The 13,842-nt window shown below is 46.1% G+C and carries 13 protein-coding genes; 10 read left to right on the top strand and 3 right to left on the bottom strand.

The window, feature by feature from the left end; all coding sequences use genetic code 11:
* Positions 1 to 112: 112 nt before the first annotated feature.
* Positions 113 to 1,456 carry a RagB/SusD family nutrient uptake outer membrane protein gene (locus ABD031_RS14070; protein ID WP_343852544.1) on the top strand — a complete coding sequence of 448 codons (1,344 nt, stop codon included), beginning with the start codon at positions 113 to 115 and terminating at the stop codon, positions 1,454 to 1,456.
* 147 nt (positions 1,457 to 1,603) lie between these two features.
* Positions 1,604 to 2,260, top strand: a complete 657-nt coding sequence (locus ABD031_RS14065) for a Crp/Fnr family transcriptional regulator (RefSeq protein ID WP_343852542.1) — start codon at positions 1,604 to 1,606, stop codon at positions 2,258 to 2,260.
* Between the two features lie 55 nt (positions 2,261 to 2,315).
* On the opposite strand, the gene ABD031_RS14060 is transcribed toward ABD031_RS14065, so the two are convergent.
* Positions 2,316 to 3,119, bottom strand: coding sequence for a universal stress protein (locus ABD031_RS14060; RefSeq protein WP_343852540.1), 804 nt, complete (start codon positions 3,117 to 3,119; stop codon positions 2,316 to 2,318).
* A gap of 189 nt (positions 3,120 to 3,308) precedes the next feature.
* Here ABD031_RS14060 and ABD031_RS14055 point away from each other — a divergent pair, with 189 nt between their 5' ends.
* From ABD031_RS14055 to ABD031_RS14045, 3 genes are all read left to right on the top strand, one after another.
* On the top strand, positions 3,309 to 4,115 hold the full coding sequence (locus ABD031_RS14055; protein ID WP_343852538.1) for a sulfite exporter TauE/SafE family protein: 807 nt from the start codon (positions 3,309 to 3,311) through the stop codon (positions 4,113 to 4,115).
* 82 nt (positions 4,116 to 4,197) lie between these two features.
* A complete protein-coding gene (locus ABD031_RS14050) occupies positions 4,198 to 4,533 on the top strand; it encodes a rhodanese-like domain-containing protein (RefSeq protein ID WP_343852536.1) in 336 nt (111 codons plus the stop codon).
* Between the two features lie 194 nt (positions 4,534 to 4,727).
* Complete coding sequence (locus tag ABD031_RS14045) at positions 4,728 to 6,245, top strand: DUF4394 domain-containing protein (RefSeq protein ID WP_343852534.1); 1,518 nt, start codon at positions 4,728 to 4,730, stop codon at positions 6,243 to 6,245.
* Positions 6,246 to 6,339: 94 nt separating this feature from the next.
* Here ABD031_RS14045 and ABD031_RS14040 read toward each other — a convergent pair whose 3' ends face one another.
* The gene (locus ABD031_RS14040; RefSeq protein WP_343852532.1) at positions 6,340 to 6,987 is read right to left on the bottom strand and encodes a sulfate ABC transporter permease; all 648 of its coding nucleotides are present in this window, start codon (positions 6,985 to 6,987) and stop codon (positions 6,340 to 6,342) included.
* 79 nt (positions 6,988 to 7,066) lie between these two features.
* Between ABD031_RS14040 and ABD031_RS14035 the strand changes: the two genes are divergently transcribed.
* The 5 genes from ABD031_RS14035 to ABD031_RS14015 all read left to right on the top strand — a co-directional run bounded on the left by ABD031_RS14035 (position 7,067) and on the right by ABD031_RS14015 (position 12,337).
* The gene (locus ABD031_RS14035; protein WP_343852530.1) at positions 7,067 to 8,263 is read left to right on the top strand and encodes a tetratricopeptide repeat protein; all 1,197 of its coding nucleotides are present in this window, start codon (positions 7,067 to 7,069) and stop codon (positions 8,261 to 8,263) included.
* Positions 8,264 to 8,473: 210 nt separating this feature from the next.
* Positions 8,474 to 8,956: an Lrp/AsnC family transcriptional regulator gene (locus tag ABD031_RS14030; RefSeq protein WP_026970059.1), complete on the top strand. Its 483-nt coding sequence runs from the start codon at positions 8,474 to 8,476 to the stop codon at positions 8,954 to 8,956.
* Between the two features lie 57 nt (positions 8,957 to 9,013).
* Positions 9,014 to 9,556 carry an NUDIX domain-containing protein gene (locus tag ABD031_RS14025; protein ID WP_343852527.1) on the top strand — a complete coding sequence of 181 codons (543 nt, stop codon included), beginning with the start codon at positions 9,014 to 9,016 and terminating at the stop codon, positions 9,554 to 9,556.
* A 4-nt stretch (positions 9,557 to 9,560) separates the two neighbouring features.
* Positions 9,561 to 10,928 (top strand): MATE family efflux transporter, encoded by a 1,368-nt coding sequence (locus ABD031_RS14020; protein ID WP_343852525.1) that lies wholly within the window; start codon positions 9,561 to 9,563, stop codon positions 10,926 to 10,928.
* A gap of 59 nt (positions 10,929 to 10,987) precedes the next feature.
* Positions 10,988 to 12,337, top strand: a complete 1,350-nt coding sequence (locus tag ABD031_RS14015; protein WP_343852523.1) for a M24 family metallopeptidase — start codon at positions 10,988 to 10,990, stop codon at positions 12,335 to 12,337.
* Between the two features lie 72 nt (positions 12,338 to 12,409).
* Here ABD031_RS14015 and ABD031_RS14010 read toward each other — a convergent pair whose 3' ends face one another.
* Positions 12,410 to 13,603 carry an MFS transporter gene (locus tag ABD031_RS14010; protein ID WP_343852521.1) on the bottom strand — a complete coding sequence of 398 codons (1,194 nt, stop codon included), beginning with the start codon at positions 13,601 to 13,603 and terminating at the stop codon, positions 12,410 to 12,412.
* Positions 13,604 to 13,842: the final 239 nt, after the last annotated feature.

Genomic DNA, 13,842 nt, shown 5'->3' with positions numbered 1-13,842 from the left:
ATCATGAAATAGAGTATTTCGCAAGCGATATACAGGAAAGTGGCTATATAGCTTGAGAGATTCCACTAACCTGACGGCGGTCAGAAGTGACCATCTAAAAAATCATAAACACATGAAAAAGACAGCGTTAATATTTATAGTGATCCTCGGATTGGGGGCATGTAATGTACTGGATCAGGATCCACAGGACTCCCTGGATGCAAATATGGTTTTGGTCGATGGAGCATCGGCAAATTCCATCCTAAATGGAGTTTATAGCACTATGGGAAGCGATTACTACTACGGAGTTGAGTATGTTCTCAATATGGATTTGATCGCTGACAATTCTGTTTTTCAGGGATTTTACGACTCCCAATTGGAGATAGATCAGATGACAGTTCCTTTTACCAACCTTTTTGTGACGGAGTCTTGGCCGGTGATTTATCGGGTGATTAATTCGGCGAACTTGCTGATTGAAGGAGTTCCCTCCTTGGATGATCCTAATTTCAGCAATGAAAATGACGTACTCGGTCAGGCCTATGGGTTGCGAGCCTTAGCATTTTTTGATTTGCTGCGCGTGTTTGGAGAGCATTACATACCGAATTCCAGCTTTGGGCTACCCCTGCTTTTGCAGCCGATTCCGGAAAATGATTTCAACCAGATTCCCAACATACCAAGAAGTACAGTTGCCCAGACGTACGCTCAAATCAATGAAGATCTGGACTTGGCGCTTTCATTTTTGACTGAATCTTTGGATCAAGGAACCATGAATTATTATGCGGCTTTGGCATTGAGGGCGAGAGTCGCCTTGTATCAAAAGAACTATGCCGTAGCCAAAGCAGCAGCGGATGAGATTATCGCGGACGGAGGATTTGAGCTTTTGGACGATTTGGATGAGCTCTACTACACGACTGAAATAACTGGAGAAACTATTTTTGACCTTGAGTTCAATGACCAGGATCAGAGTTCTTTCAATTCCTACACGATCAGACGGGATGAATATAACTTGGATGAGCGTCTTATCAACGCCACTGAAGCGGGCGATAAACGTGCCGCTTACTATGGCTTCTCCAGAAATGCCAATCGGATATTGAAATACACGGACGGGACCAATGCAAACAATACCAAAGTATTCCGTCTGGCGGAGATTTACCTGATCCGGGCTGAGGCCGATGCGATGCTTTCTGGAAATCCAAACAGCGGACTCGCAGATATAAATACCATCCGGCAGCGGGCAGATTTAGCGCCGATTCAGAGCCTCCCAAGCATGGATGCCTTTGTCAATGCGTTGCTTCAGGAGAGAAGGGTTGAATTGGCATTTGAGGGCCATCGGTTTTTCGATCTGGTGAGATTTGATAAGACCGGCGCAGTGATGGGGATACCGGATTTTAGAAAAATATTTCCCATTCCAAGAAATGAGTTACAAGTAGCTGAGCCAGGAATTTTAGCACAGAATCCGGGGTATGAAACATTGTAATATGGTTGATGCTTACGAGTGTCATTTTGGGACAAGTGTCGAAAGGAGGACTGCATTTGGTGGGGAAGATTTTTTAGCTTTTCATTGTGACCTTTATCACTTTATTGCTCGCACAAAAAATTTGATTTTTGTGCATTATTCGAAAAAATGACAATCGAACAACTCAAAGAAGCGCTACCCAATTTTACCGACCCTCATCTGCTGCAAGCTATTTTAAGCAAGGGACAGGTGATGAACATTCCTTCCGGAAAAGTCTTGATGGAGCCGGGGCAGTTTATCAAAGTAGTTCCACTGGTCGTTGAGGGCTCCGTAAAAATCATGCGGATGGATGATGACGGCAAGGAGCTTTTTCTCTATTATTTGACTCCCGGAGAAACCTGCGCGCTATCGCTGACCTGCTGTACTGCGGCTAAACCCAGCGAAATCAAGGCTGTCGTGGAAGAAAATGCGACACTTATTTTCATCCCGATCCAAGTACACGAGCAGTTCGCCAATGAATATAAGCAATGGAAGGATTTTGTGTCGATGACTTATCAAGCGAGGTTTCAGGAATTGCTATTGACTCTGGATGCAGTGGCTTTTAAGCGGATGGATGAGCGGCTGATGCGCTACATCGTCACCAAGATGAAACAACACAAGGCCAACGAGCTGCATACAACCCATCAGGAAATAGCCAACGAACTGGGCACGTCCAGGGAAGTGGTGTCCCGGCTTTTGAAGCAGTTGGAAAAGAAAAAGTGGATCGAGCTGGGCAGAAATATCATCTACATTCGAGACGATTTTGAGGAATTGATCAGCAGGTAAGTAGTGGCTACTCATATCTCGCTCACTTCAAAGACTCCAGCACCCGCAACATTGCCTACTGCATGATCAGCAGCGGAACATGGGTATGGTAAGCCAAACGAATCGATTCGCTTTTTTGGAGGATTTGATCCCAGAGGTTTCTATGTTGTCGACACATCACTAGGATCATATTTGAGTGTTCCTCCATATAGCGGACTAGACCGTCCGAGGCATTTTCTGCATAGAACGTGTGGATTTTGATCATTTCATCCGGATATTTATTTCCCAGATACTCTTCCAATCCCAGGACTGCTAGCTCGTCCTTGAAATCCCGGTGGATTTTAATATGGAGGATTTCCAAATTAAGATCCCATCGGTTGGACATGGCTACTATCCAGTCGATAAAAGGTTCCTCGTGGTTTGCAAATTCCAAGGCCAGCGTCACTTTTCTGATTTCCGCGACTTGGGCCTGAGCGGGGACAATCAGCACGGGACAGGTTGCCTCCCGGATCATATTCACCGCATTGGTTCCGATCAGAGTTTTTGAAATCCCACTTGCTCCTTGAGTTCCCATGAGGATGAGATTTGCATTTCGTTCCTCCGCGATTCTTGCCACACTAATCGCCATATTTCCCGCTATTACCACATAATCAATCTCTATATCCGGCGACTTGTATTGGTCAACATAAGATTGAAGTTGACGATTTGATTCCTGATATACACTATCCAGCGCAATAGCAGACTGAGAAGCAAAATCATAGGCCATATCTACGACATGAACCAATGTGATTTTTCCTTGTTTTCGACTGGCCATAGTCAACCCAAATTCGAGTGCGTTTATCGAATTTTCTGAGAAATCTAAGGGGACGATGAAGTTCATAACGGATCATTTATATCGGAATTTAGATTTTCCTTTTCATAAAAAGGCAAAATTCCGCAGACAATGTCCGTCGTCAGCTATACGATAACCAAAAGGATCTTATCTCATTTTTTTAGGTAATTGTAACAATTGTCACTACATACTGCATTCATGCGATTTACTTTTGTGATAAGAATAGAAATTTAGAAAATGGAAATTGTTACGATAGTAGGATTTGCGGCCGCTGTATTGATCGGAATCAGTTTGGGGCTGATCGGTGGAGGCGGATCTATCCTTACCGTGCCTGTATTGGTATATATTTTGGGAGTTGATCCGATATTGGCGACGGCATATTCACTCTTTGTGGTGGGATCTACTTCGATGGTCGGAGCTGGAACTTTTATGAAAAAAGGTTTGGTAAATTATCGGACGGCGGTTGTGTTCGCAATTCCCTCATTTATCGCGGTTTTTTTGACTCGAAAATTCCTGATGCCTTGGTTGCCCGATCCCTTGTTTTTTCTCGGAGAGTCGCCCGTCACCAAGAATACCGCCATCATGGTCTTTTTTGCAGTGATCATGCTAGCGGCGTCCGTATCAATGATCAGGAATAAGAAATGTAAAGATTGCGACGAAAATCAAGCAGTAAAATTCAATCTTCCCATGATCGCTTTGGAAGGGATAGTTGTGGGGTTAATAACCGGGATAGTGGGTGCCGGAGGGGGATTTTTGATTATTCCAGCCTTGGTGCTGCTTGCTAGACTTCCCATGAAAATGGCCGTAGGCACTTCGCTGTTGATCATAGCCGCTAAATCGTTGATTGGGTTTTTGGGAGATATTTCTACGCAAACCATCGATTGGAACATGTTGTTGATTTTCACAGGGTTGTCTGTGATCGGCATATTTATCGGGAGCGCACTATCTAAGAAGATTGATGAAAAGGCGCTGAAAACTGGCTTTGGTTGGTTTGTCCTGGTGATGGGAATCTACATCATCGGCAAAGAACTGATGGACTTGTGAACGATAGCGTCTACTTAGTTTGGTGGTACTGTGACTTTTAGCACTGAGTGTAAACAGTGTTCATCGTAATTTTAAGAAAAAAATGTTCGACTTCTTCAAACCTAAAGTGAAAGCGTATGAGGACTTGTCCTCGGCAAAGTTTCTTGAATTTTCAAAACAACCAGACTCCGTCCTCATTGATGTACGTTCAGCCGGGGAGTTTGCTAGCAGAAAAATACCTGGTGCCCTAAACCTCGATGTTCGGTTGCCGGATTTCAAAAATCAAGTCAGGAATCTCCCGAAAAACAAGACATACTTACTTTACTGCCAAGGTGGAAATAGGAGTAAACAAGCCTGTGCGATAATGGCGGAGTATGGTTTTGAAACCGTGAAAAACCTGTCTGGTGGAATTACGAGATGGCCTTTTGAGAAAGTTTGATTTTGGTAACTGAGGATAGAGAATGAGCTGATCGGCTCATTTTTTTTTGCAGAAGTCTGTCCGAAAAGATTTTTTTTTTTCGACGATGTAGTCCGTGGCTACCCGATTGTTGCGCCACCGCAGATATTTTTTCGCTGGCTCGATCCAAGCCATCTTACCACCTCGTATATCGGCAAACAATCAACTTTACTGCCATGAAAAATCTAAATTTTTATCCAATTGCCTTGGCCTTAGCGCTGACGGCCACCACCATGATCGCATGCAAGGACGAGGACAATATGCCCGTCATTGAGACCCCCGGGATGACGCCAGAAGCGAGCTTTACCGCGCTCGCAGAAGGAAATCAGCTCATTTATTTTGAAGATGGAAACCTCGCAGCACCTGCCTCGATGGTAAGTATTACCGGAGTAGGTTCAGGTGAATCCATCATTTCGATCGACTATCGCCCAGCAACTGGCCAACTATACGGGTTGAGTTCCGGAAGTAGACTCTACATTATCAACGAAAACTCCGGAGTAGCCACTCCACTCGGTATGGCTCCTTTCACTCCGGCAATCGAAGGAACTATGGCTTCGCTTGACTTCAATCCGACTGTAGATAGAATCAGATTAGTTTCGGAAACTGGGCAAAATCTAAGACTGCACCCGGAGACCGGGCTAGTGGTAGTGATCGACGGAAGCATTAATGGCGGCATGAATCCGAAAATCGGTGCTGTGGCCTACAACAACAGCGTTTCGGGAGCTACCGCCACCATATTGTTTGATATAGATATTGCGACGGATAAGCTGTACCAGCAAGTTCCTCCAAATGACGGCGGCCTGGTAGAGGTCGGAGATTTGGGGGTTGACTTCCAGAATCTAACTGACATGGATATCCTCGCAGACAATTCCCTTGCGATGGCTGTTAACAGAGTGGACACTGAAACCAGACTTTATACCATCGATCTGAGTTCTGGTTCTGCATCTTGGGTTGGTGTGTTTACTCAACCAGTGATAAGCTTGGCGTTCAAAACAGATCCGATTGCCTATGCGGCAGATGCCCAGGGAATGTTTTACAGGTTTAATCCAATGGATCCGAAACCAACGATGGTCGAATTTAAAGGATTGAATATGGGAGAGAAGATAGTTGGTCTGGACTTCAGACCTGTAAACGGACAATTGTTGGCGATTTCCTCGATGAGTCAATTGTATTCGGTGAATCCTTCCAATGGGACGCTCACTGCAATCGGTACTCCGCTGATGCCAATGATGGAAGGTGACGTAGCTGGTTTTGACTTTAATCCGACTGTGGATCGAATCAGACTGGTGACGAATACTGGTCAAAACTTAAGACTTCACCCGGACTTGGGAACGGTCGTAGCCACCGACGGAAGATTGAATCCAGGTGTTCCTATGGTCTCTGCAGCTGCATACGCCAATAATATCGCTGGTGCTACCACCACGACATTGTTTGTGATTGACCATGCGACAGGAATATTCTTCAAGCAGATCCCACCCAATGATGGGGTACTGGTTCCTGTTGGGTCGCTCGGTGTTACCGTTAACTCGCAAAATGGATTTGATATTGGAGGAAATTCCGGAGGAGCTTATGCGGTATTCACCGTCGGTAGTAACTCTGGAGTATATAGCATTGACCTCATGACAGGTGGGGCGACCAAGGTTTCAGACTTGAGTTTTAGCCCGGTTGCAATGGCACTTGGACTTGGATTTTAATTAGTTGGGTTAGTGGGTTCAAAAGGTCTGATCGATGATCAGGCCTTTTTTCGTTTACGGATTTTAGAGCCAGGGCTATCCAATCGTCCTGAGATTACCGGTATGCACCGATATAAAATCCGAGCCAGAGGAGCAGGGGAATAAAATAGGCGATCAGTACGACGAGTGCACTCTCCTCGAGCGTTCTTCGGCTAATCGCGTGAAATCCAAAAGCCCACAGTATTCCATAGATCAGTTCGAAAATATTAAGCACAGCAAGCGGGTATTGGTATTTCTCTGCAACATTACTCGGCCCTACAATCCAAAGTGCGGAGAGGGGCTCAAAATTCTGGATGTCGAAATAGGTGACATTGCTTGAAGGATTTATGTACACTAGCAGGCGAAGGAGTTCTGGAAAGATAAATACGAACTCTGCTACCAATGCAAACTTCCAAAGCGCTTTGTAATTTGCTTTGTAACCCACCATCAGGCCGATTGACCAAAATAGAAACGAAATCACAGTGAATTTCCAAAGCAAAGCAAATGGAGTCCATAAATAGTTGAGTGTATTGAAGATGTGAAAAAACATCAGCCCACCCTGCTGCTCTAGGGATTCGAAGTCTGGGATAGACTCTAGGATGAGTGTGTTGGTTAAGTATCTGATTACCAAAAAAATTAGGACGATAACCAAAAAATAGAGCCTCTTGTCGAAATCTATTAGCTCTTCCAGACGTTGTGCAATCGGTGAAGCAGTTTTTGCCATTTTAATTTGTTAAAGTAACCAAATCTAAATGTTTGTTTGGATTTCGCCTTAATTTTGAATTTGAAACGAAAGCAAGTTAATGAGTAAGCAGTTTAGGATCGCAGTATTAAGTGTATTGATAGTGGTTTTTGTCAGCCGGGCTTATGGTCAAGCGGTCGTGCCGCTGGACTCTGCTAATCCTTCTGGGTATCTGCTGCTCGACAAGGGCCTGCAGTATCGCATCACCAAGGCGATTAACAGCATGTATAATTTTGATTTCCCTACTGCGGAGCATGATTTCACGGTGATCATGTACCAATATCCGGATCATCCTTTGCCGGACTTTTTAATGGCGTTGGGCTATTGGTGGCGCATCGAGGTGGACGTGACCAATACCAGATATGACAACATCTTTATCCAATACTTGGATAGGGCCAATGAGAAGGCTGAGCGGATGTTTGATGCTGACGAAAACAACAAGGAAGCAGCGTTCTTTTTGGCGGCGGGGTATGGATTTCAGGGGAGATTATACAGCGAGCGAAAAAGTTGGACCAAGGCGACTTGGGCGGGAAGGAATGCGCTGAAATATATGAACCTCAGCAGGGGCGAGGCGGAGTTCAATCCCGAGCTGCTTCTGGGAGATGCTTTGTTTAATTATTTTTCTGCATGGATTCCTGAGAATTATCCAATGATGAAGCCGGTGATGGCACTTTTCCCGAAGGGGGATAAGGCCCTGGGCCTCCGACAGCTGGAGACCGTTGCTTCCAACGCCTTCTATACGCGGGTGGAGGCGCAATATTTTCTTTTCAGACTCTATGCTTCGGAGGAAAAACGACCCTACGATGCCTTGAGAATTTCGGAATACCTGCATGGCAAATTCCCCAATAATCCATACTTCCATCGCTCCTATGCCAGACACCTGTACGCGGTGGGGCAATGGACGGAGTCGGTCAGCGAATCGTTTGAGATCATGGACAGGATTGATAATAAACAAGTCGGGTATGAATCCAATAGTGGCAGGTATGCTGCGTTCTACATCGCTGAATATTATTACCGGCTAGGGGATCGGCCGATGGCCAAGCAGTACTACCTCAAGACGGTGGCCTACGGTGAAGAGTCCGAATCACAGGAGAGTGGCTACTACCTGCATTCCTTGATTCAGCTCGGAAAAATGGAAACTGCGGCCAATAATAAAGTACAGGCAAAAAAGTATTTTGATCGGGTAAAGAAATTCGCGAAGCGAAAACACCCCGCTCATAAAGAAGCCAGAGATTTTATAAAAAAGAATAAACTTTAATCAAATTCCCTTCGTTGTACCAAATAATAACAGGAGAAAATTTGAATTTTTTTGTTACAACAAGTCCTTTTGGAAGGATTGTCGCTTTAGAACGAGCAAAAGATCAATAAAATTTCGATTTCCGTTCATCAAAAAGCGTTAATTCGATTTAAAACATTAATCAATTATATTAACTTTGCGCCACATAAAATTTTGCAAATACGGAATATCATGGACAATAGCGTAAGAATCAAATTCGATAAAATCGACCGCAGGATTCTGGAAATCCTTCAGGCCAACGCAAAAATCACCAATGCCCAGTTGTCAAAAGATATCGGGCTTTCGCCAGCGCCTACTTTAGAGAGAGTTAAGAAATTGGAGCAATCCGGAATCATCAAGAGCTACCATGCCAAGCTAGATCCGGAAAGAATCGGATTGGGCGTAAGCACGTTTGTATTGGTAAGCCTCATCGGTCATAACAAAGGTAACATAGACGCCTTCATGCGGGAGATCAATGAGATCCCAGAGATCATAGAATGCCACCACATCACCGGTACAGGCGACTTTATCCTGAAGATTATTGCCAAGGATATTACCGCCTATCAGAAGTTGATGCTTGAAAAAGTGTCAGAAATCAAGGAAGTAGATTCCATGCAATCCATGGTAATTCTCTCTACCTTTAAAGACTCCAAAGTGCTCCCAATTCCCGCATAAGCAAGATCTTACTATAAATCCAGGGCGGCTTCTACCGCCCTTTTTTTTTGAATAATTATGACTGAAAATCCCTGGACTACACTGAAGGTCACGCCGGTATATGAGAATCCCTGGATAAAACTTGAGGAGCATGATGTCCTCAATCCAGCTGGCAAACCGGGTATCTATGGAAAGGTTCACTTTAAAAATCGGGGGATGGCGATTATTCCCATCGATCATGAAGGTAATACTTGGCTGGTTGGTCAGTACCGCTACACGCTAGACGAATATGCCTGGGAGATTCCGATGGGTGGCGGTCCTCTAGGTCAGGACTTTTTAGCATCTGCCAAACGGGAACTTAAGGAAGAAACTGGCCTCAGTGCTCAGAAATGGACCGAAATAATGAAAATTCATACATCTAACTCGGTAACTGACGAAGTAGCCGTTGTCTACCTTGCGGAAGATTTGTCGGAGGGAGAAACCGAATTTGAAGAAACTGAGGTCCTTGAGATCAGGAAACTTCCTTTTTCTGATGTGCTGGCGATGGTCATGTCCGGAGAAATCACTGACAGCATCAGCGTCGCTGGAATTCTCAAAGCAGCTCGAATTTTAGGATTTTGATGACATGACCACCAAAGATCATATAAATACCACTTTTCACTTGGCCTATCCGGTAATGTTGAGTCAACTTGGGCAGGTGTCTGTCGGCGTGGCCGATAGCATGATGGTGGGTCGGCTTGGAGCTTTGCCATTGGCTGCCTCTTCGTTGGGCAACAGTATTTTTTTCGTTATCCTGATGTTTGGGATTGGGATTTCGATGGGGATTACCCCGTTGGTTTCAAAGGCCGATGGCAAAGGGAAGACAACTCGGATTTCCCGGCTATTCAGTCACGGTCTTTGGATTAACATTGCTACGAGTATCCTTTTGACCGTTGCGGTGTTGGGTTTATCTCAAGGTTTGTATTTTCTCGACCAGCCGGAGGAGGTGGTCGTATTGGCGATCCCCTATCTTTTGATTATCACAGCTTCGTTGTTGCCATTTATGGTTTTTCAGACCTTCAAGCAGATGGCGGAGGGCCTGTCACAAACCAAGCAGGCCATGTTTATTACCATCTTTGCCAACTTGGTCAATGTTTTTCTCAACTGGGTTTTGATCTGGGGAAAGTTCGGTTTCCCTCAAATGGGCTTGAATGGCGCTGGAATGGCGACCTTGATTTCCAGGGTTTTGATGGCGCTCATGATGGGCGGATACATTTTGCTTTCTCCTCGATACAAGAAATATCAGTTCAGACTTTCATTGCTGGGCGCGAGTTTTCCTATGATCTCCCGGATTTTAAAGATCGGCGTACCGACCGGATTTCAGTTTATTTTTGAAGTTTCGGCCTTCAGCACCGCCGCGATCATGATGGGTTGGATCGGTGTCAATGCGTTAGCAGGGCATCAAATCGCCATCAATTTGGCGTCGATTTCTTACATGATGGCGACAGGTCTGGCGACGGCGGGAATGATCCGGGTGAGCAATCAGATAGGAAAAGGCAACTTGAAGGCCATGCGGGAGGCCGGAATGGTGGTCTTTGGAATGGTTACCATCTTCATGCTGGGCAGTGCGGTGATCTTCTTTAGCCTCAGGTTTTTTCTCCCGACACTCTATATCGGAGATCCCGAGGTTGTTGCGCTTTCGGCTTCACTATTGGTTATTGCGGGATTGTTCCAACTCTCGGATGGGCTGCAGGCTGTCGGTCTGGGAGTGTTGAGAGGCTTGGAAGATGTGAAAATACCAACGATAGTGACCGCATTGGCCTATTGGGTGCTAGGACTTCCGCTCGGATATTTTCTGGCTTTCAATCTGGAAATGGGTGCGGTGGGGATTTGGTACGGATTGTTAATAGGCCTGACGATCACAGCAGGGATGTTGTTTTATCGCTTTCATTCTTTGAGTAAAAACCGGATGCAGGGGAAACCGACAATCTCAGGATTTACGCCGATTTCGTAAAAAGCGCTTCCGATCTTCGCAGTAAAAGCTATCTTGGATTCAAAACCAGCCTGAATCCCATGAAGCGCCCATTACTTCTCTTTTTTTTGTTACTGACTACAATTTCGGTCTTTTCTCAGCAGCCGGCTGTTCTTTCCCAGAGAGAACAAGCGGAAGTCATCGATGCTTGGCTTGAGGATCGAATTCAAAATCTCTTGCCTAGCCTGATGACGGAAACGGGGATCGATATGTGGATCGTGATGTCGCGGGAATACAACGAAGATCCGGTGATCCGTACGCTTTTGCCGGCCACTTGGCATGCGGCGAGAAGGAGGACGATCCTGGTGATGTATCAACCAATGCCAAATTCGAAGGTGGAAACTTATGCCGTTGCCAGGTATGATGTGGGTAAATCTTTCAAAAGAGCCTGGGATCCCGAAGCACAGCCGGATCAGTGGAAGGCACTGATGGAACTCATTTCCTCCAAAAACCCAAAAAAGATCGGACTCAACTTTGCAAAAGACTATGGGCATGCAGATGGGTTGACGCATTTTGAGCACGATGAATTTGTGGCAAACCTGCCAGAAGCACACAAGTCGAAGGTGGTTTCGGCGCAAACACTCGCTGTGAGATGGTTAGAAACCCGCACGTCTGCGGAGATGGCGGCTTACAAACACATACAGGAATTAGCGCACTACATCATCGCTGAGGGGCTTTCGGATCGGGTGATCACGCCGGGTGTGACGACCACCGAGGATGTAGTTTGGTTTTACAGGGAGAAAATCGTCGAGATGAAGCTCGATACCTGGTTTCACCCAACAGTTGATATCCAACGGCCTGACCCCGCTTCGGCAGAGGCAAGTCGATCCTTTGCCGTTAGGCCTGATGAGCAGGTGATCATGCCTGGGGATCTGCTTCATATTGATTTTGGAATCAAGTATTTGAGATTGAATACCGACACTCAGGAGCTGGCGTATGTGCTCAAGGCGGGTGAGACCGAGGTGCCAAAGTATCTCCAAGATGCCTTGGCGGTCGGGAATCGACTTCAGGACATCCTAACCTCCAATTACGTGAGTGGACGTACAGGAAACGAAATCTTGGCTGCGGCGAGAAAACAAATGGAGTCGGAGGGGATCAAAGGGAGTATTTATACCCACCCTTTAGGCTACTATGGACACTCGGCTGGCCCCACCATCGGGATGTGGGACAATCAGGGCATAAACCCAGGATCAGGTGATTTTCCACTGCATGCAAATACCGGCTACGCCATTGAGTTGAATGCGGTGGTCTTTGTGAAGGAATGGAACAAAGATGTCCGGGTTATGCTGGAGGAGGGAGCTTTCTTTGACGGAGAGAAAGTGACTTATTACAACGGTCGCCAAAAGTCCATCTTAGCGATACCACGGGTGAGCAATTATTTGGGCTATTGAGAAACCTCCTTTAGCCTTGAATTGGATATGGATGATTGGCAATTGTGCAATGGCGGTTCGTAATGACCAGACTCAGTTGACACTTTCCAATGAATGTCCGGAAAACATCCGGTCTCTTTTGATAAAAATTAAAATCAGGAAAGCAAGAAACGCTACTCCACCTGAGGAGAGGAATACCAGACGGAAGTTTTCAGGATTGTTTGCAAAAAGCCATCCGGATACCAAGGCTCCGACGCCGATGCCACTTTCCAGAAAGATGTACATCGTCGCTATCGCCCTTCCCCGATAGTGGTCCAAAGACAGATCAACGACCCAAGCCGTGGTCGTTGGGCTGTACATGCCCACAGCTGCGCCAAACAGTACGCCGGAGAGCAGGAGAACCGTTTTGGTCTCTGCAAAAGCCACCGACACCATCGCCAGCATCATGCAGATAACTGCAACCCTCAGGACGACCACCCGACCGTAGCGATCAGAAGTCTTTCCGGCGATCAGCCGGATTCCCAAAGATGAGATAGTGAACACCGCGAAAAACAGTCCTTTGTTTTCGATTCCTAGATATGTCGAAAAGTCTGGAATGACGGTCAGCACCACGCCGAAAGAAAAGACCGAGAGAAAAAGAACAATCGAAGGCAACAGCACTCTTGGTTCGATAATTTCGTGGCGCTTGAGTTTGAATAACCTGAAGGAAAGCGGTTCCTTTTTCACCAACGTTTCTTTCAATCGGAATAGAATCAGAATCGAGAAGATTGCGGTAAAGGCCGCGCAGTAGAAGACGGTATTAATCGACCATATGCTCGCAATCAAGCCTCCGACCGCCGGGCCAGCAGCCATTCCCAGCGAACCGAACAATGACTGGATTCCCATCGCTTCGCCTCTTTTCTGAAAGGGAACAATATCGGCGACATAAGCGGATGCTCCGGTAGGGGTGAAACCCGTCGAGAATCCATGGGCAAACCGAAGAAAGAGAAATCCCGAAACGAAAGTCAGAATTGGGTAGAGCAGACCGACGACAAAGCACACCGTGGCGCCGACCATCATCACCGGAATCCGTCCGATCTTGTCCGCCAACTTACCACTGAAAGGTCTGGAAAGCCCTGCCGAAAGTGTAAAAAGTGCGATAATCAGCCCTTTGTAATCCTCTCCTCCCAATGAAGTCAAGTAGGCCGGAAGCTCCGGAATGATCATGTTGAACGAAGAAAAAAACAGGAAGGAGCTCAGGCAGAGCAGAAAGAAGTCCAGCGTAAAAAAGGAGGGGGTGAGGCGCATTGGTGACTCGAAAGTAAGAAAAAAGTACTAAGTAACTAGACGTAGGTATCAAGGCGCTGGTGTTAAGAATTACGACAGGAGTAAGAATAGCCTATGCCAAGAATGGAGCGCATGGAGCAAGGTATAGCTCGCCTAAAGTCCCATCGAGACGACGGATGGGGATAGTTCATTAAACTGTGTCTAGGGTTTAAACTTTGTATCAACCCATTCCCTTAGTTGGCCTAGGCCAACTAAGGGAA

Origin of the sequence: Algoriphagus jejuensis (genome assembly GCF_039523455.1) — a bacterium.
Classification (GTDB): Bacteria; Bacteroidota; Bacteroidia; order Cytophagales; family Cyclobacteriaceae; genus Algoriphagus; species Algoriphagus jejuensis.
This window is presented reverse-complemented; position numbering and strand designations above follow the sequence as displayed.